Source organism: Rhodococcus sp. EPR-147 (assembly GCF_001647185.1).
Taxonomy (GTDB): Bacteria; Actinomycetota; Actinomycetes; order Mycobacteriales; family Mycobacteriaceae; genus Rhodococcoides.
Genome location: NZ_LVCU01000057.1, coordinates 1 through 24,903, shown reverse-complemented (window position 1 = coordinate 24,903; position 24,903 = coordinate 1). Strand labels below are relative to the sequence as shown.

Annotated in this window: 28 protein-coding genes, 4 tRNA genes and 1 pseudogene; 23 read left to right on the top strand and 10 right to left on the bottom strand. The window is 65.8% G+C overall.

Features of this window, described 5'->3' with window-relative positions:
• Positions 1–257 (top strand): alpha/beta-hydrolase family protein (locus tag A2J02_RS02520; RefSeq protein ID WP_197477907.1); only part of this gene is annotated, 257 nt, incomplete at its 5' end.
• A 201-nt stretch (positions 258–458) separates the two neighbouring features.
• Positions 459–833: a nuclear transport factor 2 family protein gene (locus tag A2J02_RS02515; RefSeq protein WP_068046306.1), complete on the top strand. Its 375-nt coding sequence runs from the start codon at positions 459–461 to the stop codon at positions 831–833.
• A gap of 165 nt (positions 834–998) precedes the next feature.
• Here A2J02_RS02515 and menE read toward each other — a convergent pair whose 3' ends face one another.
• Positions 999–2,087, bottom strand: coding sequence for an o-succinylbenzoate--CoA ligase (menE, locus tag A2J02_RS02510; protein ID WP_068046326.1), 1,089 nt, complete (start codon positions 2,085–2,087; stop codon positions 999–1,001).
• A gap of 147 nt (positions 2,088–2,234) precedes the next feature.
• On the opposite strand from menE, the gene A2J02_RS02505 reads away from it, so the two are divergent.
• A complete protein-coding gene (locus A2J02_RS02505) occupies positions 2,235–3,596 on the top strand; it encodes a hypothetical protein (protein WP_068046324.1) in 1,362 nt (453 codons plus the stop codon).
• Positions 3,597–3,701: 105 nt separating this feature from the next.
• Positions 3,702–4,985, top strand: a complete 1,284-nt coding sequence (locus A2J02_RS02500; RefSeq protein ID WP_231893700.1) for a sensor domain-containing phosphodiesterase — start codon at positions 3,702–3,704, stop codon at positions 4,983–4,985.
• Here A2J02_RS02500 and A2J02_RS02495 read toward each other — a convergent pair.
• Genes A2J02_RS02495 through A2J02_RS02485 form a run of 3 tightly spaced genes read right to left on the bottom strand, consistent with a single transcriptional unit; the run spans position 4,982 to position 7,442 of the window.
• Positions 4,982–5,362, bottom strand: a complete 381-nt coding sequence (locus A2J02_RS02495) for a VOC family protein (RefSeq protein ID WP_068046300.1) — start codon at positions 5,360–5,362, stop codon at positions 4,982–4,984. The genes A2J02_RS02500 and A2J02_RS02495 overlap by 4 nt on opposite strands.
• 57 nt (positions 5,363–5,419) lie before the next feature.
• A complete protein-coding gene (locus tag A2J02_RS02490; RefSeq protein WP_231893699.1) occupies positions 5,420–6,541 on the bottom strand; it encodes a GGDEF domain-containing protein in 1,122 nt (373 codons plus the stop codon).
• Positions 6,542–6,548: 7 nt separating this feature from the next.
• Complete coding sequence (locus A2J02_RS02485; protein ID WP_068046296.1) at positions 6,549–7,442, bottom strand: 1,4-dihydroxy-2-naphthoyl-CoA synthase; 894 nt, start codon at positions 7,440–7,442, stop codon at positions 6,549–6,551.
• A 78-nt stretch (positions 7,443–7,520) separates the two neighbouring features.
• On the opposite strand from A2J02_RS02485, the gene A2J02_RS02480 reads away from it, so the two are divergent.
• Genes A2J02_RS02480 through A2J02_RS02470 form a run of 3 tightly spaced genes read left to right on the top strand, consistent with a single transcriptional unit; the run spans position 7,521 to position 9,617 of the window.
• Positions 7,521–8,153: a PaaI family thioesterase gene (locus tag A2J02_RS02480; RefSeq protein WP_068046293.1), complete on the top strand. Its 633-nt coding sequence runs from the start codon at positions 7,521–7,523 to the stop codon at positions 8,151–8,153.
• Positions 8,150–9,121 carry an o-succinylbenzoate synthase gene (locus tag A2J02_RS02475; RefSeq protein WP_068046291.1) on the top strand — a complete coding sequence of 324 codons (972 nt, stop codon included), beginning with the start codon at positions 8,150–8,152 and terminating at the stop codon, positions 9,119–9,121. The genes A2J02_RS02480 and A2J02_RS02475 overlap by 4 nt, the downstream gene beginning before the upstream one ends.
• A 52-nt stretch (positions 9,122–9,173) precedes the next feature.
• Positions 9,174–9,617 carry a DUF6918 family protein gene (locus A2J02_RS02470; RefSeq protein ID WP_037187084.1) on the top strand — a complete coding sequence of 148 codons (444 nt, stop codon included), beginning with the start codon at positions 9,174–9,176 and terminating at the stop codon, positions 9,615–9,617.
• An 84-nt stretch (positions 9,618–9,701) separates the two neighbouring features.
• Here A2J02_RS02470 and A2J02_RS02465 read toward each other — a convergent pair whose 3' ends face one another.
• The 3 genes from A2J02_RS02465 to A2J02_RS02455 all read right to left on the bottom strand — a co-directional run bounded on the left by A2J02_RS02465 (position 9,702) and on the right by A2J02_RS02455 (position 12,822).
• Complete coding sequence (locus A2J02_RS02465) at positions 9,702–11,099, bottom strand: DUF2252 domain-containing protein (protein WP_068046318.1); 1,398 nt, start codon at positions 11,097–11,099, stop codon at positions 9,702–9,704.
• A 74-nt stretch (positions 11,100–11,173) separates the two neighbouring features.
• Positions 11,174–12,238, bottom strand: a complete 1,065-nt coding sequence (locus A2J02_RS02460) for an AbrB family transcriptional regulator (protein WP_068046288.1) — start codon at positions 12,236–12,238, stop codon at positions 11,174–11,176.
• The gene (locus A2J02_RS02455) at positions 12,235–12,822 is read right to left on the bottom strand and encodes a flavin reductase family protein (RefSeq protein WP_068046285.1); all 588 of its coding nucleotides are present in this window, start codon (positions 12,820–12,822) and stop codon (positions 12,235–12,237) included. The genes A2J02_RS02460 and A2J02_RS02455 overlap by 4 nt, the downstream gene beginning before the upstream one ends.
• Before the next feature lie 62 nt (positions 12,823–12,884).
• Between A2J02_RS02455 and menD the strand changes: the two genes are divergently transcribed.
• On the top strand, positions 12,885–14,495 hold the full coding sequence (gene menD, locus A2J02_RS02450; protein WP_068046282.1) for a 2-succinyl-5-enolpyruvyl-6-hydroxy-3-cyclohexene-1-carboxylic-acid synthase: 1,611 nt from the start codon (positions 12,885–12,887) through the stop codon (positions 14,493–14,495).
• Here menD and A2J02_RS02445 read toward each other — a convergent pair.
• Positions 14,492–14,995: a DUF2505 domain-containing protein gene (locus A2J02_RS02445; RefSeq protein ID WP_068046280.1), complete on the bottom strand. Its 504-nt coding sequence runs from the start codon at positions 14,993–14,995 to the stop codon at positions 14,492–14,494. The two genes, menD and A2J02_RS02445, sit on opposite strands and share 4 nt — an antisense overlap.
• Positions 14,996–15,050: 55 nt before the next feature.
• On the opposite strand from A2J02_RS02445, the gene A2J02_RS02440 reads away from it, so the two are divergent.
• Genes A2J02_RS02440 through A2J02_RS02425 form a run of 4 tightly spaced genes read left to right on the top strand, consistent with a single transcriptional unit; the run spans position 15,051 to position 17,824 of the window.
• Positions 15,051–15,491 carry a DUF3592 domain-containing protein gene (locus A2J02_RS02440; protein WP_068046315.1) on the top strand — a complete coding sequence of 147 codons (441 nt, stop codon included), beginning with the start codon at positions 15,051–15,053 and terminating at the stop codon, positions 15,489–15,491.
• Positions 15,484–15,969, top strand: coding sequence for a glutaredoxin domain-containing protein (locus A2J02_RS02435; RefSeq protein ID WP_068046277.1), 486 nt, complete (start codon positions 15,484–15,486; stop codon positions 15,967–15,969). Before A2J02_RS02440 ends, A2J02_RS02435 begins: the two co-directional genes overlap by 8 nt.
• Positions 15,970–15,974: 5 nt before the next feature.
• The gene (locus A2J02_RS02430; protein ID WP_197477906.1) at positions 15,975–17,114 is read left to right on the top strand and encodes a glycosyltransferase family 4 protein; all 1,140 of its coding nucleotides are present in this window, start codon (positions 15,975–15,977) and stop codon (positions 17,112–17,114) included.
• A 14-nt stretch (positions 17,115–17,128) separates the two neighbouring features.
• The gene (locus tag A2J02_RS02425; RefSeq protein ID WP_068046274.1) at positions 17,129–17,824 is read left to right on the top strand and encodes a demethylmenaquinone methyltransferase; all 696 of its coding nucleotides are present in this window, start codon (positions 17,129–17,131) and stop codon (positions 17,822–17,824) included.
• Between the two features lie 6 nt (positions 17,825–17,830).
• Here A2J02_RS02425 and A2J02_RS02420 read toward each other — a convergent pair whose 3' ends face one another.
• Positions 17,831–19,078 (bottom strand): geranylgeranyl reductase family protein, encoded by a 1,248-nt coding sequence (locus A2J02_RS02420; RefSeq protein ID WP_082898605.1) that lies wholly within the window; start codon positions 19,076–19,078, stop codon positions 17,831–17,833.
• A gap of 188 nt (positions 19,079–19,266) precedes the next feature.
• Here A2J02_RS02420 and A2J02_RS02415 point away from each other — a divergent pair, with 188 nt between their 5' ends.
• Together A2J02_RS02415 and htpX are read left to right on the top strand one after the other, a co-directional pair.
• A complete protein-coding gene (locus A2J02_RS02415) occupies positions 19,267–20,286 on the top strand; it encodes a polyprenyl synthetase family protein (protein WP_068046271.1) in 1,020 nt (339 codons plus the stop codon).
• An 89-nt stretch (positions 20,287–20,375) separates the two neighbouring features.
• On the top strand, positions 20,376–21,245 hold the full coding sequence (htpX, locus tag A2J02_RS02410; protein ID WP_068046268.1) for a zinc metalloprotease HtpX: 870 nt from the start codon (positions 20,376–20,378) through the stop codon (positions 21,243–21,245).
• 104 nt (positions 21,246–21,349) lie between these two features.
• Here the strand turns inward: htpX and A2J02_RS02405 are convergent, their stop codons facing one another.
• The gene (locus A2J02_RS02405) at positions 21,350–21,850 is read right to left on the bottom strand and encodes a YajQ family cyclic di-GMP-binding protein (protein WP_008713817.1); all 501 of its coding nucleotides are present in this window, start codon (positions 21,848–21,850) and stop codon (positions 21,350–21,352) included.
• Between the two features lie 175 nt (positions 21,851–22,025).
• On the opposite strand from A2J02_RS02405, the gene A2J02_RS02400 reads away from it, so the two are divergent.
• The 9 genes and pseudogenes from A2J02_RS02400 to A2J02_RS02360 form a co-directional block, all read left to right on the top strand.
• Positions 22,026–22,108: transfer RNA gene (locus A2J02_RS02400), tRNA-Tyr, on the top strand.
• Positions 22,109–22,258: 150 nt separating this feature from the next.
• Positions 22,259–22,331: transfer RNA gene (locus A2J02_RS02395), tRNA-Thr, on the top strand.
• A gap of 62 nt (positions 22,332–22,393) precedes the next feature.
• A tRNA-Met gene (locus tag A2J02_RS02390) sits at positions 22,394–22,466 on the top strand.
• Between the two features lie 81 nt (positions 22,467–22,547).
• Positions 22,548–22,715 (top strand): 50S ribosomal protein L33, encoded by a 168-nt coding sequence (gene rpmG, locus A2J02_RS02385; protein ID WP_027498281.1) that lies wholly within the window; start codon positions 22,548–22,550, stop codon positions 22,713–22,715.
• A gap of 138 nt (positions 22,716–22,853) precedes the next feature.
• Positions 22,854–23,366, top strand: coding sequence for a (3R)-hydroxyacyl-ACP dehydratase subunit HadA (gene hadA / locus A2J02_RS02380; RefSeq protein ID WP_068046265.1), 513 nt, complete (start codon positions 22,854–22,856; stop codon positions 23,364–23,366).
• Positions 23,353–23,778 carry a (3R)-hydroxyacyl-ACP dehydratase subunit HadB gene (hadB, locus tag A2J02_RS02375; RefSeq protein ID WP_068046262.1) on the top strand — a complete coding sequence of 142 codons (426 nt, stop codon included), beginning with the start codon at positions 23,353–23,355 and terminating at the stop codon, positions 23,776–23,778. Before hadA ends, hadB begins: the two co-directional genes overlap by 14 nt.
• A gap of 189 nt (positions 23,779–23,967) precedes the next feature.
• Positions 23,968–24,040, top strand: a tRNA-Trp gene (locus A2J02_RS02370).
• Positions 24,041–24,070: 30 nt separating this feature from the next.
• The gene (gene secE / locus A2J02_RS02365; protein ID WP_068046259.1) at positions 24,071–24,550 is read left to right on the top strand and encodes a preprotein translocase subunit SecE; all 480 of its coding nucleotides are present in this window, start codon (positions 24,071–24,073) and stop codon (positions 24,548–24,550) included.
• 60 nt (positions 24,551–24,610) lie between these two features.
• Positions 24,611–24,903: pseudogene (locus tag A2J02_RS02360) on the top strand (transcription termination/antitermination protein NusG); the annotation flags it as partial.

The window sequence follows — 24,903 nt, the reverse complement described above, 5'->3', positions numbered from 1 at the left end:
GGTCGCCGGATCTGATCCTGAACCGGCCCGACTGGCTACGAGAACCCCGCGGCGCGGACGTCGATCCCGGAGTGCAGTGGTTCCCGTTCGTGACCTTCTGGCAGTTGACGTTCGATCAGGTCTTCTCCACGAACGTCGACGACGGGCACGGCCACAGCTACGGAGCCGACGCGGTGTACATGTGGGCCGACATCCTCGAGCCTGCCAACTGGTCCGAGTCCGACGTCGAGCGGTTGTACGAGAAAATGGCGGGCTGAGGCGTCGGCTGCTCGGTCGTTCGCCCACCCACCACCGGCGCAAATGCGCGCGCGTTTGCCGAACGCGCGCAGGTTCGCTACCTGCCGGCCGACGACTTCGCGTGCACCTGACGAACGCGCGCGCATTCGTGCGTGAGGCGTGCGTGCATTCGTGCGTGAGGCGTGCGTGCGTGAGGCGTTCGTGCGTGAGACAGTGCAGCCATGCCGTCTGTCTCTGCCGGTCGACCCAACGCTGACAACGACTTGTCTACAGTTCTCGCGCTGGAACGAGAGCTGCAGACTGCGGAGTGTCGACGCGATCGCGAGAGGCTTGCCCTCCTGCTCGCCGACGACTTCACCGAAGTCGGAGCCTCGGGAACGGTGTGGGACAAGTCGTCGATACTCGACTTGCTCGGTAGCGAAAGCCCCGTCGAGATCGAGGTGATCGAACCGATCGGACGGGTAATCGGTGCAGATTGTGTTCTGCTGCAGTGGATTTCGAGAACACCCGATGCGCGAGCTCGCAGAACCTCGCTGTGGCGACGCACGAACACCGGTTGGGAATTGGTGCACCATCAAGGCACGCCGCTCGAGTGAGCGCTCCGGGGCAAATGCGTGCGCGTTTGCTGAACGCGCGCAGTGTCGCCACCTGTTCGCTGACCAGTCCGCGCGCACCTGACAAACGCGCGCGCATTTGCGGTCTAACCGGAACCGCTGCGCTCAATCCGGAACCGCTGCGCTCGGTCGGAACTCCCCAGTCACTCAGCGTTTTTCGAGCACCGTTCGCAGTTCCGCACGATTCAGTTTTCCCGGCCCTCGTGTCGGTAGTGAGTCGAGGAGGAACAATTCTCGGGGTGCCGCGGTGATGTCCAGCGAAGCGGCGACGTGGGAGCGCAAGTCCGCCAGTGTCACCGGAGCGGAGGCGACTACCGCGACCACCACTTTCTGGCCCAGGCGCTCGTCGGGCAATCCGACGACGGCGCATTCCAGCACGGCGGGGTGGGTGGCCAGTGCAGCCTCGACGACCTGCGGCACGACGGTCAGTCCGCCGGTCGAGATTGCCTCGTCGAGTCGCCCCGAGATGCTCAGAACTCCGTCGACGATGGTTCCGGCGTCGTCGGTGCGGAACCATCCCGGTTCGGCGAAGGCCGGGTGGTCGGGCAGTCCGCGGTATCCCGAGGCCAAGGTTTTTCCACCCAACACGACCCTGCCGTCGTCGATGCGAACCACCGTGTTGCGCAGTGCAACTCCGTCGTACACGCAGCCGCCGGCCGTTTCACTCATTCCGTAGGTCCGCACCAATCGGATTCCCGCGTCGTGTGCCTTCTGTCGCAACGGAACCGGTGTTGCCGCCCCGCCCAACAACACAGCATCGAGCGAGGCCAACGCAGCCACGGCCTCGGGGATCTCGAATGCCTTCACCAACTGCCCGGGCACCAGCGACGTGTAGCGCAGGGGCCCCGACATCCGGCCGATCGCGTCGATCAGAGCGGTGGGATCGAAACCTCTCGACACGTCCATGATCACGGGCGAGGTTCCGGCGAGCACACTGCGTAGCAGCACCTGCATTCCGGCGATGTGGTGCGCGGGCAACGCCAGCAGCCACGACCCGGGTCCGCCGAGTCGCTCCTCGGTGGCCGTTGCCGACGCCACCAGCGCAGCGGCCGACAGCATCGCTCCCTTGGGAATGCCCGTCGTTCCAGAGGTCGCGACGACCAGCGCGACGCCGTCGTCGATGGGTGTTCCCGGTGCCAAGGCGTCGTGCAGGCGCTCGGTCTCACGCGGATCGTCGGCCGGCACGGGAAGCAGGGCCGGGCCGTGGCCGGCGAGCATGCGGCTCAGCCGCGGCATGATGTTCGCCGCTGCCGGTCCCGACGGAATGGATACGCTCTCGAGCACGGACTCGAGGTTAGTCGCTGGGCTCGAACCAGGACGGGCGCACCTGTCGGCCCGGCGGTTGTCACCCGACGTCGAGTTGCTGTGGAACAGTGGAACATCGTGAAGGGATCGGGCATGGACGACGCGGTGTGGGCAGCTCTGTCGTACTTCGATTCCGTCGATCCCGCGCTCGCCGCCGATGCGCGCCTGGGGTGGGACGGTCTGGTCGAGGTGTCTCCGCCCGCGGGCCCGACGCAACATTCCGTGCAGACCTACCTGTGGGTGTATCTGCGCCACGCGGCCGAGGGGCCCGATCGTGCGGTCGACATCGCCCGTGCGCTCGGCGATCTACTCGACCGCCTTGGACGCGTCGGATACGCGGAGATAGCTCGGAGCACCGTCACCGAGGAGCTCGTGCGAATCTCCGACGATGCCGTGTGGTTGCAGCACTATCGCGCCGCCACCGAACAATCGGGTATCGGTGCCGTCGATACCGATCTCGTCACCTGGCAGGACGCTCCGACCGGCGTCGAGCGGGCCATCGTCGAGAAGATCGGCGAGACGTTGGAAGTCGCGACCATCGCCGGTGAGTTCGAGCCGTCCAAGCCCGGCGGGCGACCGCTCGGCACCAACGCGCAGGCCATGCGCCGACGCGGCGTCACCGATGCTGTGCTGACGTCCGAGCGAGGTAAGGACGACTCCGAGGCCGTCCTGCTCGAGCAGCTTCTCGACCACCGCATCGACCTGTGGAGCAACTACAGCGCACCGCGGGCCGAGCTCTATCTGGGGCTGCGCGAGACGCTGCACGAGGCCGCCCAGCCCGTGTACGGCTGCGTGCGCAGGCTGGAGAGCTTCATCGGATGCATCGGCGACGGCGTCGGATTGACCGACGCCGGGTATCTGCCGGACGAGCTGGTGGCGAGCATTGCGACCACGGTGTTTCCTCCGGCCGAACGTCCCTTGCACATCGGCCGCGAACTCGACACCGAGAAAGTACTGATCGTCCGACGCCTCCTGATGAGGGTGCGTCTGCTGCGTCGTTCCGCCGGGCGGTTGGTGCCGACGGCGCGGACACGGCAGCTCAGCTCCGACGGGCTCTGGCGCGTGCTCACCGCAGGCATCGTCGGCACCGAATATCACCCGGACACGATTGCCGCCGAGGTGGTTCTGGCACGGATGATCGTCGGTCACGAGGTCACCGACGTGGACGCGACAGCAGACGACCTCGCGCGTCTGCTGCGCGCCGAAGGGTGGACCCATTCCGGCGAGGAGCCCGCTGCCGAGCACGCCGAGCCGCTGGCGCGGACCCTGATTGCCGAACTGGGTGCCCTCGGAGCGTTCGAGCCGACGGAACCGGGCGCGTCGGGACCGGGTGTTTCGGAACCGGAGCCGTCCGGTTCGGTGGCGACCGAGGAAGGCAAGCGACTCGCCGCAGCCGTGCTGCGGCATCGGCTGCTGCACACGCGCTATCCGTCGTTGTGACCGCTCCAGGTTGGGCTATCGGTCGAAACTGCAGATCCGGCACGGTTAAACTCGCCTGGATCCGGTTCCAGAACGGGCCCGGCTGGTCGTTGCGAGGTGATGCCGGTGGACGGTGAGGTCGCGGACCCCGCGCGCTCCCAGTCTCGCCGGCAGAGCGACTCCGCCCGTCGTTACCTCGATTTCGAGGCGACGACGCCTGCTCTGCGATCGACGGTCGAATTCGCCGCACGCAGCGTCGGATTCGCCATCGCACAGCTCAACGTGCTCGACGAAGACACTCAGTACACGCTGGTCAACATCGGTGGACCGCCGGTGTCCACCGTCGTGCGAGCCGACACCCTGTGCGACGACGTGGTGCGTTCCGGCGAACCTGCAGTCGTGGCGCACGGTCGCGTGCACGCCACCACTCGGCAGCGCGCCATCCTCGACGAGAACGGCATCGCGTCGTACGCGTCGGTTCCGCTGCGTGGGCGAGAGGGCCTGGTCATCGGCACCCTCTGCCTGCTCGATCGCACGCCCCGTCCGCTCTCCGGTGAGCAGATGCAGGAACTCGAACAGTTCGCGTCGGTGCTCGAGGAGCAGCTCGATCTGCATCGCCGCGTCGGATCCGGCGTCATTCGGCTGGGCAGCGACAACGACATCGCCGACTCCATCGCCGACGGTCACATCGTCCCCTGGTTCCAATCGATCGTGGACTTGCGCACCGAGGAGATCGTCGGCTTCGAGGCATTGGCGCGGTGGCACCACCCCACCAGGGGGATGGTGGTGCCGGCGGATTTCGTACCGTTCGCCGAGGCCAGCGAACTGATCATCGACGTCGACCTCAGTGTGCTCACCCAGGCCGCTGCCGAAATGAAGAAGTGGCACGTCCACCGTCCGGACCTGCGACTGACCGTGAACATTTCCGGACGCCACCTCGCCCATCCCGACGGTGTCAGTCAGCTGCAGCGTGCCATCGCGTCCTCCGGGGTGTCGCCGTCGTCGATCTCGCTCGAGCTCACCGAGACCACTGCCGTGACGCCGGGGCCGCTGCTGCGCAGGCATATCGACGACGTGCACCGGCTCGGCTTCCGGGTGTTGCTCGACGATTTCGGCTCGGGCTGGTCTTCGCTCGAACGACTGGTGACGCTGCAGCCCGACGGCATCAAGATCGACGGGCACCTGACGAGGTTCGTCGACACCGTGGCCGGCCGCGCCATGATCAGATCGTTGGCCGGAGTGGCGAAGGATCTCGATCTGACGATGATCGTCGAAGGCATCGAAAGTCGCGAACAAGCCGACGCGGCCCTCGAACTCGGTTGCACGCTGGCGCAGGGATATCTGTGGTCGCGGCCCCAGTCGGCAACGGCAGTGCTTCGCACGATCGCCGACGGCGCGAAAGACCGTTAGCGGTTGTCCTTTCGCAACGGGTGATCCTGTGGAATCTGCACCAGCACGATGGGAATCCCGTCCGGATCCTCGATCCACAGCTCGATCAGACCCCACGGCTCGGTTCGCGCCTCACGGACGATCTCGATGCCGGCTGCGGTCAATTCCTCTGTAGCAGAACCGATATCGCGTACCTGAAGCCACAGGGCACCGGAGAACGACCCCGATTCGTCACCGCGATGGTGCGCTGCGACCTCGATCAGGCCCTGCCCCGCGAAGAACACCGTCCCACCGGGGTATTCGCGACACACCGCCAACGAGAGACCGTCACGGTAGAACTCGAGAGTCCTCTCGTAGTCGACCGGCCGAAGAATTGTCCGAGAAGCGAGTATGTCCACCCCGCATGGATACCACGATCACAGATGGTCCTTCCGCAGGCTCCACTCCTGTCTCTCTCACAGTTCGGTCGTCGCGATTCGGTTGCCGCCCGCGGCCTTCGCCTCGTACATCATCGAGTCCGCGACCCGCGTTGCCCGCGTCACGATGTCGAGGTTCTGGTCCCACACGGGCGAATCCGCGTGCAGAATCGCGGCCCCAACACTGACCGTTACCGCGATGGGATCCTCGGGATCGCGAAGCGCTCGGCGTACTCCGTGGACCAGAGCATCGATGTGGAGTCGTGACGTCGACACGACGGCGAGATACTCCTCGCCGCCGGTGCGCGCGATGACGCCGTAGTCGCCCAGGTGTGCTCGCAGACGCTCGGCGACCCGCACGATGACCGCGTCGCCTTCCTCGTGGCCGTACATGTCGTTGACGGATTTGAAGCGGTCGATGTCGATCATCACCGCCGCCGAGCACTGATCCTTCTCTCGGCCGAGTGGCCACACCTCGTCGATGGCCGCGTCGAGACCACGACGATTGCGCAGACCGGTGAGCGGATCGAGCAACGAATTGCGGGCATCGTCGGTCAACATGGTGATGAGCAGATGCGACACCAGCGGAACGCCGGCGATCGCGAGCAGTACGACGTGCGTCCGGAAGATCAGTGAGGCGGTGTCGATCTCCCCACCGGAGTGCGTGGCCGCCGCGGCGACGAGCGTGCACGCCACCGCGAACACCAGGTGCGCGAGCAGCCAGCGTGGACTGAGGCAGAACGTGCAGAACGTCCCGATCACCGCGAACAGCGTGCAGGTCATGAGCGCGTCCGCGAGTGGGTTGATCGCTATCGCCGACGCCGTTCCGAGGTCGGCGAAGACTGCGAACGCCACCACCCCGAGTCGGCCGGGAAACGGTCTGGTGATCCACGCCGCGCTGACGGCCACGACCATGACTGCCAGACATGCTTTCCAGGCGACGGCGACCGGGCTGCGTGAGGTGTCCTCCGAGAACAGCGACACCACCGCCAGCACGCCGAAGTTGAGCGTCAGGAATGCCATCACCCACCGGACGATCTTTCCGGCGGGCCGGGAGTTCTGGAAGTCCGCCATCCAGCGGTAGTCGTAGGGCTGGGTGAACCAGGCGCGTAGAGCGCCGACAGCACTGTGGTGGTTTCGGCGGAGCGACGTCGAAATCACCAGTGGGTCAGAAGTATCGGGGGAAGGGAGACCAGTCGGGCTCGCGCTTGTCGAGGAAGGCGTCGCGACCCTCCACCGCCTCGTCGGTCATGTAGGCCAGGCGTGTCGCTTCACCGGCGAACAGTTGCTGACCCACCAGGCCGTCGTCCTGCAGGTTGAAGGCGTACTTCAGCATTCGTTGTGCCTGAGGTGATTTCGCGTTGATCTTCGCAGCCCACTCGATTGCCGTGTTCTCGAGCTCTGCGTGATCGACCACCTTGTTCACTGCGCCCATACGGTGCATCTCCTCGGCCGAGTACGTCTCGCCGAGAAAGAATATCTCCCGGGCGAACTTCTGACCGACCATCTTGGCCAAATACGCACTGCCGTAACCACCGTCGAAGCTGCCGACGTCCGCGTCGGTCTGCTTGAACCGGGCATGCTCGCGGCTCGCGAGGGTCAGATCGCACACCACGTGCAGGCTGTGGCCGCCGCCCGCTGCCCAGCCGTTGACCAAGCAGATGACCACCTTGGGCATGAAGCGGATGAGGCGCTGCACCTCGAGGATGTGCAGGCGCCCGGCGCGGGCCTTGTCGACGGTGTCGGCGGTCTCTCCGTCTGCGTACTGGTAGCCGCTGCGTCCGCGAATGCGCTGGTCACCGCCGGAGCAGAAGGCCCACCCGCCGTCCTTGCTGCTCGGCCCGTTGCCGGTGAGCAGTACGGTCCCCACATCGGAGCTCACCCGAGCATGTTCGAGCGCGCGGTAGAGCTCGTCGACGGTGTGCGGCCGAAACGCGTTGCGAATCTCGGGACGATCGAACGCAACCCGGACGGTCGCGTCGGACACGTGCCGGTGATACGTGATGTCGGTCAGGTCCTCGAAGCCGGGAACGGGACGCCACAGTGCTGGGGTGAAGGTCACGGGCGTCAGCTTAGTGTGGACCGACGCCGGATCAGGGCTGGGTCCGTGCCGACCGGTCGGTGCAGCTAGCGTGCAGTCATGACCGACCCGATCGAACTGGACCGCGATTACGACCACCATGGGGGCTTCCCGCGTTTCGTGCCTGCGAAGGTGGGGCCGGAGTACGGGCAGCTGCTCGAGGCGCTGCGCACGGTGCAGGACCTCGCGGTATCGACCTCGTTGCCGGCCGAGGTCACCCAGGCGGCGGCCGACAAAGCCCGGGAACTGATCGAGCTGCTGACCCCGCACGTGGTGGCCGAGGGCCGCCAGACCGCCGGGCGCGTTCCGCGTCTGCCGGGTCGAGGTTCGCTGCTGTTGATGCCGTGGATCATCGAGAAGATCGACGCCGACGGCGTCCGTAGTCGGGGCATGTTCCGTCGTTTCCATCTCGGGGGTAACTCCGCAGCGCACGGCGGCACCCTGCCACTACTGTTCGACGACCTCTTCGGCCTCATCCAGCACGCGTACGGCAGGCCCATCAGCCGGACGGCGTATCTGCACATCAACTACCGCAAGGTGACGCCGCTCGATACCGAGCTGGTCGTCGAGGGTGCGGTGGATCGGGTCGAGGGACGCAAGACGTTCATCAACGCCCGGCTGACCGATCTGGACGGCAACCTGTTGGCCGACTGCGAGGCGTTGATGGTGCAGCTGCTCCCGGGGCAGCAATGATTCCCCCGATCGACGATGTGCTCGACGGTGCACACGTGCTCTCGCTGCCGATGCGCACCAAGTTCCGTGGCATCACCACCCGTGAGGTGATGTTGATGCGCGGGCCCGCCGGTTGGGGTGAATTCTCACCGTTTCCCGAGTACGACGACGCGGAATCGGCCCCGTGGTTGGCGTCGGCGATCGAAGCCGCGTGGGACGGCCCGCCGAGTCCGCTGCGCCGACGCATCCCGGTGAACGCGACGGTTCCGGCGGTAGCGGCTTCGGACGTGGCGTCGGTGCTGAGCCGGTTCCCCGGGGCCGAGACGGCGAAGGTCAAGGTGGCAGAGAAGGGGCAGACCCTCGCCGACGACGTCGCCCGGGTGCGCGCGGTGCGCGAGTTGGTTCCGCGGGTACGGGTCGACGCCAACGGGGGTTGGAGCGTCGACGAGGCTGTTGCGGCTCTGGCCGCCCTGACCGCCGACGGTCCACTCGAGTACGCCGAGCAACCGTGCGCGTCCGTGCCGGAGTTGGTCGAAGTGAGGCGTCGGGTGCGCGGGGTGCGGATCGCTGCCGACGAGAGCATTCGCCGGGCGGAGGATCCGATGAAGGTAGTCCGTGCAGGCGGAGCCGACGTCGCGGTGCTCAAGGTGGCTCCGCTCGGTGGAATGCGGGCGCTGCTCGAGCTCGCAGGTGAACTGGGGGAGTACGGCGTGCCGGTGGTGGTGTCGAGTGCGCTCGATTCGGCCGTCGGTATCTCGGCCGGGTTGGCCGCAGCTGCTGCGCTGCCGCATCTCGAATTCGCCTGCGGTCTGGGGACAGGCGCACTGTTCGTTCGAGACGTCGCACCCGCGCCCGAGGTGATCGACGGAACGTATCCGGTCGGCAGCCTCGAACCCGACGCCGAGGCCCTGATCGAGCTCGATGCGGACGCCGATCGCACGCAGTGGTGGATCGATCGAGTTCGGCGCTGCCACGCCCTTCTGCGGTAGTCTTGCGCCCGGTCCGCGTGGGGCCGCTGACACATCTGGGAGGAACTTCGAAGTGGTTGCTGCACTAAAGGATTCACTGCTCGACGAGTCCAAGGCCGACGCGCTGCGCGTCGATGTCCTGGCACTGATCGACGCCGAAGTCGCAGACAAGAAGGGTGCGAGCGGGCTCGCGGTCAAGGGGGGATACGGCGCGGTGAAGAAGGTCGGGCCGTCGTACATCGACAACGCGGTCTCGGCTCTGTGGCCCGATTTCGTCGACAAGCTCGACCCGTTCTGGCAGTCGTACAACGCTGCCCCGCAGGGCACGTTCGGTCAGTACCTGGCCGCCAACGGCGACGCCGCCTCCGACGCACTGCTCTCGGTCACCGATGCGCGCATCGAGGAGACCGACAAGTCCGTCGTCAAGAAGTTCTACGGCAGCCTGCGTGGCTCGGCGAAGAAGAACGTCACCGAGGCACTGCCTCGGGTGGGTGACCTGGTCGCCAAGCACGCCTGAGCGGCTTCGCCGCATGTGAGTGTGGAGCCCTCGGGTCGTTCCGCGGGCTCCACTCCCACCTCCTAGCAGGCTACGAGTTTCCGTTCACATGCGCGTAGCGCTCAATCGCTCCCAGTCGGCTTCCGTCTGATCCGCGTACAGCTGCGCGAAGCGGCACAGCGCCACCTCGAGGGCGTCGGAATCGCCGGTGTAACCCGAGATCATCGACGCGCCACTGGTGCGCGCATGTCCTTTGGCCAGCAGTCGGCCCACCACCCGCGCGTAGTCGACCAGAGCGGGTGCGTCGATCGACGACAGGTCGATCGTTCCCTTCATGTTGCGGAACTGGCGCACGTAGTACTGCCGTCCGGCGATGGTCGTCCAGCCCAGCAGCGGATCGCTGACGGTCTGCAGATCCTGCTGATACTCCACGACCCGCTGGCCCTGATGATCGTGCCAGGCCGATTCGCCGTGCACGTACGGCGCGAGCACCGAGCGTCTGGCCTGCTTGAGCTGCAGAAACACCACGTCGTCCTCGCTGGTGCCCTCGAGCAGAGCCACGTACGCCCGCAGTCCGACGCTGCCGACGCCGACGACGCGGTGCGCCACGTCGATCAACGTGTATCCACCGAGCACTCGACGCCAGTGCGGGGTGAGGGTGAGCAGGTACTCGTCCAATCCGACGGCGAGAAGTTCCTCGTCCCGCGCCGAGATGCGGGTGGTGATCGGCGGCTCCTCGACGATTCTGCGCTTGCCCTCGTGCTTTTCGGTGAAGCGCGGCAGAACGCGGTCACTGGTGCGTCGACGCGCCTTCTTGGTGGCGCGTTTGATCTCCTTGCGCAGCGACCCCTCGGTGGCGTCGCGCTGCAGTTTCTCGGCCGTCAGGCGCTGGAACGATCGCGACATCAGTGGTTCGTCGGCAAGTCTGGCCACCTCGATTCGGTACGCGGACACGCAGGCGGTGACGGCGTCGCGGCACTGGTCCTCGGTGCGGCCGTTCTGCCGCCCGGCCACCCAGATGCTTGCGGCGAGGCGTCGTAGATCCCATTCCCAGGCTCCCGGGTGGGCCTCGTCGAAGTCGTTGAGGTCGATGACGAGGTCGCGTTCGGGGGAGGCGTAGAACCCGAAGTTGCCCAGGTGGGCGTCGCCGCTGATGACCGGGTTGATGCCGGTCGACGGCAACATCGCCACGTCCCGGGCCATGACTATGGCCGTGCCACGCAGGAATCCGTACGGGGATTCGACCATCCGCTCGAGGCGCGTCGGGATCAGCCATTCGATGCGTCCCTGGTGGGAGTATTCGATCTGCTTGACCGGGTCGGGTCGATCCGCCGGTGGGGTCCAGTCACCCAGGGAGGCGATCGGTACCTTCTCGCGGAGGCGTCGACCCAGTTCGTAGCGTTCGGCGCGGGGGAGAGGACGGGCGCGCAGCGAGGCGAACGATGCGCTGTCGACATCTACCGAGTCGGTGACGACCGTGTGACCTTTTCCCAAGCCGGACATGTGAGATGACACTAATCCGTCCTCGGCCGTGCCGACGACATCGGCCGATCCAACTCCGATGGGGTGGCGTCTGTTCACTCGGGCCGCCCTCGCCGATAGTGCTGGACCACCTTCGCTCCCATCGGCACCGCGAACAGCATCATGAACACTCGGATCACCTGGGCGGCCACGACGAACGTCACGTTCGCACCGGTCGATGCCGCGATGGCCAACACTGCGTACACCCCACCCGGGGTGGTGGCGAGGTAGCCCTCGTATCCGCTGGTGCCCGTCGCCGAGGCCAACCACAGCCCCAACATCGCGCACCCGACGGTGACGGCGATGATGAGCAGCAACGCGGACGGCAGCACCCGCGAAATGGACTTCAGGCTCGCGACGGTGAATCGCAGACCGGCTTGCCACCCGATCACGATGTACGCCGCCCACAGCAGCAACGTGGGAACACTGGCGTCGAACGAGAACCCGAGGACGTCGGCGCAGGTGGCGACGATCAGCGGGCCCAGCAGCGCCGGAGCGGGAAATCGGAGTGCCAGCGCGAGCAGGACTCCCACCCCGCCGCAGACCAGAACGAAGGCCAGGTCCATGTACAGCGGAGCGCCGGAATCGGCGAGCATCGTCGACTGACCGGGTTGTGCGCGGAACACCAGTGTCGCCACCAGGGGCAGGGTGGTGGTGACGAGAACGACCCGCAGGTACTGCACCACCGCCACGACGCGTTCGTCGCCGCCGAGTTCCTGGGCGATGGCCACCAGCCCCGACGCGCCGCCCGCGACCAGTGCCAGCGCACCGGTCAGCGAATCGATGTCCTTACGCAGTCCCAGCAGCGCGCCCGCGGCGATGGACAACACGAGCGTTCCGACGCATGCCAGCAGCACCGGCAACCAGGCGTCGCCCAGTGAGCTGAGGGTGTCTCGCTGCACCAGTGTTCCGATCTCGACACCCAGCACCGCCTGAGCCACCATGCCGAGTCGGCGCGGCAGCGGGGCGCGCTCGGTTCCGGTGGTCGGTGCCCAGCCGGCGAGCGCGAAGATCACCGCCACCAGCAGCGCGACGAACAGTGCTGCCGACGGAATTCCCAGAGCATCCGCGCCGACGGTCAGGCCGACCGTGACGAGAATCAGCAGCGACCAGCGAATCAAGAAGGGCGCTCGATCTCACGAACCTCGGGCGGCAACCCCCACTCGGTACGGCCGAGGCGGCTGAGCGGGGCGATGGCGTCGAACTCGGGCAGTCCGTCCTCGGCCAGATATTCGGGACGCACGGACAGGGCGACGACGGTGCCCATGACGACGAAGCAGTTTCCTACCTCGACGACGCGATGCAGTCTCGCCTCGATGGAGATCGGAGCGGCCGCAACGCGCGGTGGTGTGACGACGGTGCTGGGTTCGCTCTCGATCCCGAGCTCCTCGAATTCGCTGACGCCGTGATCGAAGCTCGCCGAGCTGCCGTTGACCTGATCCACCAACGGTGCCGTCGCCAGATTGACGACGAACTCTCCGGTGGCCTCGATGTTGCGCAGACTGTCCTTGCGGCTCACCGAGGTGAACTGCACGACCGGCGGTTCCACCGAGGACACCGTGAAGAAGCTGTACGGCGCGAGGTTCGCCACACCGTCGGCCGAGACGGTGGAGATCCATGCGATCGGCCTGGGGACCACCGACGCGGTCAGGAGCTGGTAGAAGCGGCGGGGGGAGACCTCATCGGGCCGGAAGACTGTACGCACACGTCAATACTGTCAAAGCCCGGTTGCGGCGGCTGACCGACGCATCTGACACTCTGGATTCTGTGAATCCGTCCACCGCACAGGCCACCGCAGTCGTCGACGAACTGGCGCGCAGCGGGATCCGAGACGTCGTGTTGTGCCCCGGCTCGCGGAACGCCCCGCTGGCGTTCGCGTTGCAGGAGGCGGACGTTGCCGGCCGCCTGCGGTTGCACATGCGGATCGACGAGCGAACCGCGGGCTTTCTGGCCATCGGCCTGAGCCTGGGCAGTGGTCAGCCCGTTCCTGTGGTCATGACGTCGGGAACCGCGGTCGCCAATCTGGGGCCTGCGGTTCTCGAAGCGAATTACGCGCGCATCCCGCTGATCGTCATCAGCGCCAACCGCCCGTACGAGATGCTCGGCACCGGCGCGAACCAGACCATCGAGCAGCTCGGTCTGTTCGGATCTCAGGTACGCGCGACGATCAGCCTCGGACTCGCCGAGGAAGGACCCAAGCAGAACAGTCAGTGGCGCAGCGCCGTCTCCCGCGTCATAGCCGCGGCGCGCGGCGCACGCTCCGGCAACGCCGGTCCGGTGCACTTCGACATCCCGCTGCGCGAGCCACTGGTGCCTGCGATCGGCGATCCCGGCGCGCGTCCGGAGGGTCGGCCCGACGGGTTGCCGTGGACCTCGACCACGCAGGCGACATTGGACGTCCCCGTCGAACTGGATCTGACAATCGACACCGTGGTCGTCTCCGGTCACGGCGGTGCCGTGCGTCCGGAGCTGGCCGGGTTGCCGACCGTCGCCGAGCCGACCGCACCCCTGCACGGAATCCCGTTGCATCCCTTGGCTCTTGCGCAGTTGAAGCCGCGCCAGGCCGTCATCACCGGGCGGCCGACGCTGCACAGGCAGGTCTCGGCGCTGCTGGCCGATCCGGCCGTGGACGTCATCGCGCTCACCACCGGTCCGCGCTGGCCCGACGTCTCGGGCAACGTATTGGCCACCGGTACCCGAGCAGTCACCACCGGTGCGCCCGACCCCGCCTGGATCGCCCGCTGCGCCGCGCACTCCGAGAGAGCCGAACTGGCTGTGCACGAACAACTTCGAGAGCACCCCAAGCCGACGGGACTGCACGTGGCGGACGTGGTCATGTCTGCGCTGCGGTCCGGAGATCAACTGGTGCTCGGAGCGTCCAATCCCGTGCGCGACGCCGCCCTGGTGGCGACTCCGAACCCGGACGTGAAGGTTCTCTCCAACCGCGGCGTGGCCGGTATCGACGGCACCGTCTCGACGGCCATCGGTGCCGCGATGGCCGGAAAGCGGCGCACCGTGGCACTTCTCGGTGATCTGACATTTCTGCACGACGCAGCGGGCTTGCTGATCGGCACCGGTGAACCGCGTCCCGAAGACCTGACGATCGTCGTCGCCAACGACGACGGCGGCGGTATCTTCGAGCTCCTCGAACAGGGCGATCCGCAGTACGCGGGTGTGTTCGAGAGAGTGTTCGGTACGCCGCACGGCATGGACCTCGGCGCGCTGTGCGGTGCCTACCGCGTGGAGCATCGACTGGTCGACTTGGCCGATCTGGCAACCGAACTCACCGGACATGCCACGGGAATCAGGGTGCTTGAAGTGACGACCGAACGATCGGGACTGCGCGATCTACACGCGGCGATTCGGGCGCGTCTCTAGTTCTCCTGCGCTGCAACCCATTCGAGGGTCTGGCCGGTTTCCTGGTCGATCATGTCCTTGATCATCTTGTTGATCAAATCCTCGATCTTGCCGCCCACGATGGGGATCTTCACGGTCGAGTCACCCTTGACGATCAGCTTCGCGCCGGTGCCGTTGGGGCGCAACGACAGGGTGCCGTTCACCTTCGCGGGCAAACCGGTGGTGCCGCCGATCAGTGTCCCCTCGGCGCGGTCGCCCTCGAGTGGCCCCCAGTGATCGGTGCGCGAGACGATCAGCTTTCCCTTGATCACCTTCGTGACGAAGCCGGGAAGTTCGGACGTGCCGACCTCTTCGGAGATGTCGACGGTCAGGCCACCGTCGTCGTGCTTGGTCAGCTCGTACCCGTCGGTCTTCTTCGCTTTGGCGAAGCGCGCCATCCACTGGTCCTCGCTGGTGAGTGCTGCGTGCACGTCAGCGGGGGGATTGGACGATTCGACGGTGAACTCGAAGCTGCGCGACATGAGTCCAGACGCTACCCGAGCCGAGTTGCGTCGGCTGCGAAGTAACCTGATCGCTGTGACCGATACCGACAGAGGCAGCCGAACGCTGCACAGGGCCCGGTTGGTCGTGCTGGTGGGCGCCGTCGCGATTTCTGTCCTCGCCGTGCTTCTCGTCATCGGGGCCTGGCGCAACGACGTCACCATCGACTCCGACAAGGGCACCGCCACCGCCGAGGTACTGTCCGCGGGCAAGTTGCGCTCGGCCGTCAGCTTCATCACCCCCGACGGTGTGACGCACAACCCCCCTCTCGGCGTGCTGTACCCCACCAATCTCGTCGCGGGCCAGCGCATCGAGGTCGAGTACTACAAGGCCGACCCGGACGTCGAGTTGGTTCGCGTCGCGGGCCGCGACGCCACCGTCGCGATCGTTCCGGCCGGATCCGTCATCGTCGTCACGTGGCTGATCGCCGGTCCGGCGCTGTTCTGGTTACGTCGCAAGGAGGCCGAGAATGCGTAACGCAAAGCATTTCGTCCTCGCTGCCCTCGGTTCGGTCGCCGGGTTCGCGCTGGTGAACTTCGGAAACATTGCGTCCTCGATCGTGGTGATGGTGCTCGCCGTGGTGTTCGTTCTGGTCCTGACGACGCCGGTGCTGTATCCGCGATCTCTGTCCGACGACGCGTCGCGCAATCAGGCAACGGAGAAATCTGTGCCGTTGATCTACTGGCGTCCGGGATGCATCGTCTGCTTGCGGTTGCGGGTGGCGCTGCTGCTGCGCGGAAAGAAAGCCGTGTGGGCGAGCATCCGCCAGGACCCCGCTGCGGCCGCGCGAGTGCGATCGGTGAACGACGGCAACGAGACGGTTCCCACGGTGTTCGCGGGATCCGAACATCGCACCAACCCCGATCCGTCGTGGGTGCTCTCGCGCAATTCGTGTGACGTTGGCCCACACGTAACGTTGTCCATACCTGGCCGACGGCGGGGCCGCCCACACTGAGGATCGTGCGAGTAGCCATCGTTGCGGAATCGTTCTTGCCCAACATGAACGGCGTCACCCACTCGGTGATCCGTGTCCTCGAGCACCTCGACAAGACGGGGCACGACGCCATCGTCATCGCTCCGGACAATCCGTCCGGTCCCAGAGCCGCGACGTGGCACGACAACGTTCCGGTGCACCGGGTGCCGTCCGTCATGGTCCCCAAAGTGAGCTCGCTGCCCGTCGGCGTCCCCGGGCTGGGCATGGTCTCGGCGATGCGCGCCTTCGCCCCCGACGTCGTACACCTGGCGTCACCGTTCCTGCTCGGAGCGGGCGGCCTGGCCGCAGCCAACCGGCTGGACGTGCCCGCGGTCGCCGTTTATCAGACCGATGTCGCCGGTTTCGCCGCCAGCTACGGCCTCGGCCTCACCTCGAAGGCCGCGTGGCGCTGGACCAGGAGACTGCACAGAGGCGCGGCCCGCACCCTGGCCCCGTCCACCTCGGCCGTCGACGCGTTGGAGTTGCACGGCATTCCGCGCGTCCACCGGTGGGCCAGGGGAGTCGACGCCGTCCGGTTCGCACCCTCGGCTACGTCTCAGATGCTCAGAAACCAGTGGGGAGCAGGGGAGAAGCTGATCGTCGGCTTCGTCGGCAGGCTGGCCCCGGAGAAGCACGTCGAGCGGCTCGCCGTACTGGCCGCAGACCCGTCGATCCAGCTGGTGATCGTCGGCGGCGGACCCGACACAGCGGCACTGCAGACCCTGATGCCCGGAGCGATCTTCACCGGCCAACTCGGCGGTGCCGAACTCGCTCGGGCCTACGCCAGCTTCGACATCTTCGTCCACCCCGGCGAACACGAAACCTTCTGCCAGGCAGTGCAAGAGGCCCTCGCCAGCGGCGTCCCCGTCATCGGGCCCGACGCGGGAGGCCCGCGCGATCTGGTCTCGCACTGCCGCAACGGATACCTGCTGCCGGTAGACAAGTTCACCGAACTGCTACCCAGCGCCGTCGGAGCGCTCGCCGAACCCACCACCCGCGCCCGCTTCGGCGACGCAGCCCGCAAATCGGTACTGCACCGCACCTGGCCTGCCATCTGCGACGAGCTGATCTCGCACTACTACGACGTGCAAGGCATCACAGCGCCGCGGGTGCAGAAGATCGCTTGAGTAGTCTGGACTTCGTGGCCCAGACATCACGCGCAACCCTGGCAAAAGAGCCCCACGAGGTGGCGTCGATGTTCGACGGCGTCGCCCGTCGATACGACATCACCAACACGGTTCTGTCGTTCGGACAGGACCGGAGTTGGCGCAAACTGACTCGGCGCGCCCTCGATCTCAAACCTGGCGAGCGGGTACTCGACCTCGCCGCAGGCACCGGTGTCTCGACCGTCGAACTCGGGCTCAGCGGAGCCTGGTGTGTGGCCACCGATTTCTCCAAGGGCATGCTGCAGGCAGGACTGCAGCGAGGCGTTCCGATGGTCGCAGGCGACGCGATGGCACTGCCCTACGCCGACGCCAGCTTCGATGCCGCCACCATCTCCTTCGGCCTCCGCAACGTCTCCGATTTCGACGCAGGCCTGCGCGAGATCGCCCGCGTCACCAAGCCCGGTGGCAGGCTCGTCGTCTCGGAGTTCTCCACGCCGGTGTTCGGACCGTTCCGCACGGTGTACATGGAGTACCTGATGAAGGCGTTGCCGAAAGTCGCTCGCGCCGTGAGCAGTAACCCCGACGCCTACGTCTACCTGGCCGAGTCCATCCGCGCGTGGCCGACGCAGGAGCAATTGGCGCAACGCATCGCCGACGCCGGTTGGACCGACGTGCAGTGGCGCAACCTCACCGGTGGAATTGTGGCTCTGCACAAGGCAACTCGGCCCTGACGCGATTCAGGTAAAAGGCGGTCGGGAATCGATTTTCAGTGATCCGCTTCCCGATGCCCGCCAGGTGCGGGCGACGAGGTCGCTGTCCGCTTCGGTGATGAGGTTGCCCATGCAGCGGACGGCGACTTTCATCAGTGCCCGCGAGCGCATGCCCACCGGTCCCGCTGCGGGCAGGAATCTCGGCACCGTCAACAGTCCGGCGAGGCGTCGAGCGATGGAGAAGGACTGCCCGTAGTGCTCGCGCAGCAAGGTCGGCCAGGCGTCGGTGAGATCGGGGTGATCGAGCAGGTCGACGACCATGCGACCGCCTTCGAGTCCGTAGTCGATGCCCTCGCCGTTGAGTGGGTTCACGCAGGCTGCGGCGTCGCCGATGATGGCCCAGTTGGTGCCTGCGATTCCCGAGACCGCGCCGCCCATCGGCAGCAATGCCGACGCCACCGAGCGCAACTCCCCGCCGAGGTCCCATTCGCCGCGTCGCTGGTGGGTGTAGAGGTCGAGCAGTGGCCGCAGCGCTCCGGGTGCCGGCCTCTTGGCGGTGGCCAAGGTGCCGACGCCGATGTTGATGGTTCCGTCGCCCAGCGGGAAGACCCAGCCGTAGCCGGGCTGCAGAGTGCCTGCGGCGTCACGTAATTCGAGGTGCGAGCTGATCCATTCGTCGTCGCTGCGGCCCGAGTCGATGTAGGCGCGAGCGGCGACGCCGAATGCGGTGTCGCGATGCCATTGCCGCCCGAGTTGCTTGCCCAGAGTGGAGCGGACACCGTCGGCGACGATCACTGTGCGGCAGGAGATCTCGTGTGCGCCGGCGGCGGTCTGCAGGGTTACCGAGCAGACCGAATTGCCGTCGCGGGTGACGGCGACAGCCTTCGCTCCCTCGGCCATCACGGCCCCGGATTCGACTGCGGCGACGCGAATCCTGTCGTCCAATTCGGTTCGGGGAACGGCACTTCCGACGGTGGGAAGGGACTTGCTCGGCCACTCGAGTTCCAGTTCCTGCCCGAAACCGCTCAGTCTCAGTCCTCGATTGCGCGCTTTGCCGCGCACCCACTCGCCCAGACCCAGCTGATCGAGCTCGGCGACGGCACGTGGCGTCAACCCGTCGCCGCACGTCTTGTCGCGGGGGAACACTGCCGCGTCGGCCAGGACGACGTCGCGGCCGGATCGCGCGGCCCATGCCGCAGCGGACGATCCTGCGGGGCCCGCGCCCACGACCAGAACGTCGGTCGCGGTGGGTGGGGCCGGGTGGGAAGAGGTCACGTGTTCCAGTATCCCGATTTCTACGAACGGGTGCGCCGAGGGCCTCCGGTCGATGCCGTGTGAAGCGTCACCTGTGGTCGGTGACACCGTCCCACCGGTGTGCACGCTAGGTTCACTACGGTAGAAGGCGAGCAGTGGCGCTTCGCCGCTGCCGCCGGCATGTCGACGACAGGACAGGGACCAACATCGTGAGTACAGACGACGCTGCCGTAGCAACGGTCGTTGCCGGAGTCGACCTGGGTGACCCGGAGCTCGCGCGAACCGTCGCCGACGGCCTCGCACGCGTCGAAGAACTGATGATCAGCGAGCTCTCCGACGGTGAGGAGTTCCTTACCGAGGCCGCTCTGCACCTGGCCAAGGCCGGCGGAAAGCGCTTCCGACCCCTGTTCACCGTGCTGACCGGTCAGCTGGGACCGTCGCCGACCGATCCGGCGATCGTCACCGCGGCCACGGTCGTCGAGCTGGTTCATCTGGCGACGCTCTATCACGACGACGTCATGGACGAGGCGTCGATGCGTCGAGGTGCCGAGAGCGCGAACTCACGCTGGGGCAACAGTGTGGCGATCCTCGCAGGCGACTACTTGTTCGCCCATGCGTCTCGTCTGGTGTCCACCCTCGGACCCGACGCCGTCCGCATCATCGCCGAGACCTTCGCAGAACTCGTCACCGGTCAGATGCGCGAAACCATCGGGGCCAAGAGCACCGACGATCCCGTCGCGCACTACCTGAAGGTCGTGTGGGAGAAGACCGGATCGCTCATCGCCTCCTGCGGACGCTTCGGCGGAACGTTCAGCGGCGGCGACGCCGAACATGTGGGACGCCTCGAGCGCCTCGGTGACGCCGTCGGAACAGCCTTCCAGATCTCCGACGACATCATCGACATCTCCTCGGCAACCGAGCAGTCCGGAAAGACTCCCGGTACCGACCTGCGGGAGGGCGTACACACTCTGCCGGTGCTCTTCGCGCTGCGCGAGGAAGGTTCCGACGGCGATCGGCTGCGCGAGATCCTCGCCGGTCCGGTCACCGAAGACGCGCTGGTCACCGAGGCTCTGGAGCTGCTGCAGCGCTCACCCGGCATGGTCTCGGCAAAGAAGACACTCGGTGAATATGCCGCGCGGGCACACGCAGAACTCGCCCTGTTGCCGCAGGGTCCGGCCAACGATGCCCTCGGCCGCCTGGTGAATTACACCGTCGAGCGCGTCGGGTAGTCGGCTCGGACTTCGGGCCGGGAACTGCCGGCCCAGGTGTTTTCGTTGAATCGGGTAGGAAGACCCGGTACGAGGAGGCATCTTCAGTCATGAACGGTTACGCGAACGGTGCGAAGACTTTCGGCCTGTTGGTCGGGATGTCGGCGCTCATCGTGTTCATCGGTTCGCTGTTCGGTAACGCGACCATTCTCATCGGCTCCATCGTGTTGGCAGTCGGCGTCAACGGCTACGCGTACTTCAACAGCGCGAAGATGGCCCTGCGGTCGATGCATGCCGTCCCGGTGACCGAGCTCGAGCAGCCGGCGATGTATCGCATCGTGCGCGAATTGGCGACGGCCGCTCATCAGCCGATGCCTGCGCTGTACGTCAGTCCCACCAACAACCCCAACGCGTTCGCCACCGGCCGCAACCCCCGCAACGCTGCGGTGTGCTGCACCGAGGGCATTCTGCGGATCCTGGACGAACGGGAACTGCGCGCGGTGCTCGGGCACGAGCTCTCGCACGTCTACAACCGCGACATCCTGATCTCGTCGGTGGCCGGTGCGATGGCATCGGTCATCTCGGGTCTGGCGAACCTGGCCTTCTTCGCCAACATTTTCGGCGGACGTGGCAACGGGGGCCCGAACCCGCTCGCGTTGCTGCTGGTGTCGATGCTGGGGCCCGTTGCGGCCAGCCTGGTTCGCCTCGCGGTCTCTCGGTCGCGTGAGTACCAGGCCGACCAGTCCGGGGCCGAGCTGACCGGTGACCCGTTGGCGCTGGCGTCGGCGCTCCGCAAGCTCGAGCAGGGAGTGCAGCTGGCACCGCTGCCGCCCGAGCCGCGGTTGGCGGCGGAGTCGCATCTGATGATCGCGAATCCGTTCCGCATGGGCGACAAGGCCGGGCAGCTGTTCGCCACCCACCCGCCGATGGCCGACCGCATCGAGCGACTCGAGCGCATGGCCGGCCACCGGCCGTATTGAGCGGCCGCGCCGCATGTGAGCAGAAACTCGTAGTCCACTACGAGGTTCCGTTCACATGCGGCACAGGAGTGGAGCCTGCCGAACGACCCAGGTGAGAAGCCGCTCTATCGGTAGTTGACGAACTGCAGCGCGATGCCGAAGTCCTCGTTCTTGAGCAACTGCTGGATGGCCTGCAGATCGTCGCGCTTCTTGCTGCTCACGCGCAGTTCGTCGCCCTGGATCTGCGCCTTGACGCCCTTGGGGCCGTCGTCGCGGATCTTCTTGGAGATCTTCTTGGCGTTCTCGGTCGTGATGCCCTGCACCAGCTTGCCGGTGACCTTGTAGACCTTGCCGGACGCGGCCGGATCGTTGGTCTCGAAGGCCTTGAGAGAGACGTCCCGTCGGATCAGCTTTTCCTTGAACACGTCGAGGGCGGCCTTGACCTTCTCCTCGGATTCGGAGGTGATGACGATCGTCTCCGACTCGCCGCTACCGGACCATTCGATGCTGGTGTCGGATCCGCGGAAGTCGAAGCGGGTCGCCAGCTCCTTCGCGGCCTGTCCGACGGCGTTGTCCACTTCCTGTCGGTCGACCTTGCTCACTACGTCGAAGGACGAATCAGCCACTTCTCACACTCTCCAGTCGAATCGAAAATTTGATTTGGCGGTGGTGTCGGTCCACATCCCGCAGGGACTTTATCGGCCCGCTACCGACCGTATCCACCCGGTTTGCGTTCCGGGGGGACGTTCGTTGTATTCTTCTCACCGCGCCGAAGAGCAGTACGGGCTTCGATCGCATCACGGCAGATTGCCCGAGCGGCCAATGGGAGCGGACTGTAAATCCGTCGGCTTATGCCTACGTAGGTTCGAATCCTACATCTGCCACACCTGGAACCCCGGCGAGGATTTCTCTCGCTGGGGTTTCCATGTGAAGAGGGACAGGAACGGCTCGCTGACCACGCAATTTGGTAGTCGGCGCTCCGAATGTGTAACCTCTTGAAGGCTTCAGCGCACGGCTCGATGTGTTCTGATCCCGCCCCCTTAGCTCAGTCGGTAGAGCGTTTCCATGGTAAGGAAAAGGTCAACGGTTCGATTCCGTTAGGGGGCTCGCTGGATTGGATGGCTCGACGTCGCGTTCCCCGCGTGGGATGGTGGACGGTGAGCACCTGAGGCGGTGTAGCTCAGTTGGTAGAGCAAACGACTCATAATCGTTGCGTCGCCGGTTCAAGTCCGGTCACCGCTACACAGTAGGCAAGCACGACCAGTAGCACTCATGAACAGTCCTGATTGACCCTGATCAGATTTACCCGAAAGTAGGCGTCCAGTGGCCTCCTCCACCGATGTGCGGCCCAAGATCACCTTGGCCTGCGAGGTTTGCAAGCACCGCAACTACATCACCAAGAAGAACCGTCGGAACGACCCCGACCGCATCGAGCTGAAGAAGTTCTGCTCCAACTGCGGAACGCATCGGGCGCACCGCGAATCTCGCTAGTCTGCTCGGCTCGCTGGTTCGCAGTTCCGATTTTTCGTCGGCGCCCGGCGTTAGGTCGCATTTTCTTCCCTAACGGCTCTTGCGTCCAGGGTAGAAAAGGTCTCCACCGTGTCACAAGCTCCACATGACGTACCGGCCATGGATGCATCCGCTCACGCGGCGTCCATGGTCGGTTGTCATTTCCGCGTCGACGACTTCTACGAGGTCGGCCGCGAGAAGGTCCGTGAGTATGCGCGTGCCGTCCAGGATTTTCATCCCGCGCATCACGACGAGGACGCAGCGAAGGGCCTCGGTTACGACGGTCTCCTCGCGCCCTTGACCTTCGTTTCCCTGCTCGGGATCATGTCGCAGACCCGGATGTTGCAAGAGGTCATCACGGGTTACGACCCGAGTCAGATTCTGCAGACCGATCAAAAACTGGAATTCCATCGCCCGATCCAGGTCGGCGATCGAATTTTTTGCGACGTGTATCTCGAGTCGTTCCGGCAGATGGGTGGCAGCGACATCATGACCACCAAGAACATCATCACCGATCAGAACGGCGACCTCGTGCAAACCACGTGGACGACGATCGTCGCGCGAACCGGCGGGGAGATCGACGAGAACATCGCCCATGCGGTGAAGGAAGTGATCAGGCATGGCGCTTCGTAACTTCGACGACGTATCGGTCGGGGACGAACTGCCTGAGCGAGTGGTGTCCCTGACCCGCGGCGACCTGGTCAACTACGCAGGCGTGTCCGGCGATCCCAACCCGATCCACTGGAGTGACGAGGTCGTCGCGCTGGCCGGATTGGACGACGTCATCGCGCACGGGATGCTCACGATGGGCCTCGGTGCCGGTTTCGTCACGTCGTGGCTCGGCGACCCGGGTGCGGTCACCGAGTACAACGTGCGCTTCACCAGTGCGGTGTTGGTCCCGGCCGATGCCCCGGCGTCGGTGGAGTTCACCGGCAAGGTCAAGTCTGTGGACGCCGACGAGCGAACCGCGATCGTCGCCATCGTCGCGAAGTCCGCAGGCAAGAAGATTTTCGGGCGAGCGACCGCAACGGTGCGCTTGGCCTGAGCATGGTCGATCCGGCGGAGGTCGTTCACCGCCGGGACGACGGGATTTATCTGTTCCGAAGGGTGTGCAGTACACTGAGATTTCTGGGGTAATTCGGCGCTCCGCGCTGCCCGCGTCCTCCTCCGGAGGTCGCGTGGGTCGTGTGGATGAGCTGGATGGACACCAGAGCGGCCGAGAAGTTTCGGCCGAAGGGGCGTAGCTCAATTGGTAGAGCAACGGTCTCCAAAACCGTAGGTTGCAGGTTCAAGTCCTGTCGCCCCTGCCCAAGGTGTCAGCAACTGAGAGGAACGACGTGAGCGAGGAGCGCGGTAAGCGCGACGGTCGATCGGAGGAGGAGTTCGAGAACTCCTCGGCTTCGGGCGACGTCGCACCTGGCTCCGAGGGCCGTCCTTCCGATGCTGACACCACTGCCGGTGAATCCGCTGCAGACGCCGTGGTACCCACCGGCAAGCGATCCACCAGCAGGTCCCGCGGTAGCGCTTCGGGCGTGTCGATGTCCAAGGCTCCGGCCGCATCCACCGCGCCGGCCAAGACCAAGACCGGCAGGACTCGATCGGGCAAGGTCAAAGCCGACAAGCGGCCGAACGTGTTCATGCGTCTGCTGCAGTTCTTCCGCGAGGTTGTTGCCGAACTGCGCAAGGTCATCTGGCCGAACAAGAAGCAGATGGTCACCTACACCACCGTCGTGCTCGTCTTCCTGACGTTCATGGTCGCGTACATCAGCGGTCTCGACGTGTTGTTCATCAAGGGCGTCGGCTGGCTGTTCGGCTGACCGAGACGGCCGACTTTTCGACGATCGAACCGAGCAGGAAACTAGAGAAAGGGTGCTGACGTGAGCACGCCGCACAACGACGCCACCGAAGTGGCCGCATTCGACGCCGATGTCGAGGCGACCAAGCAGGGCCTCGAAGCGGAGCAGGCCGCTCAGGACCGCGAGACCGACGAAGCAATCAAGGCCGACGTGGCCGCTGCCGCCGGGGACGACGTTGCCGCCGAAGGCGACGAGGCCGCTGACGCCGACGTCACGGCAGAGCCCGAGGATCCCGTCGCCGAGATGAAGGCGGCTCTGCGTCGCGCTCCCGGCGACTGGTACGTCATCCACTCGTACGCCGGATACGAGAACAA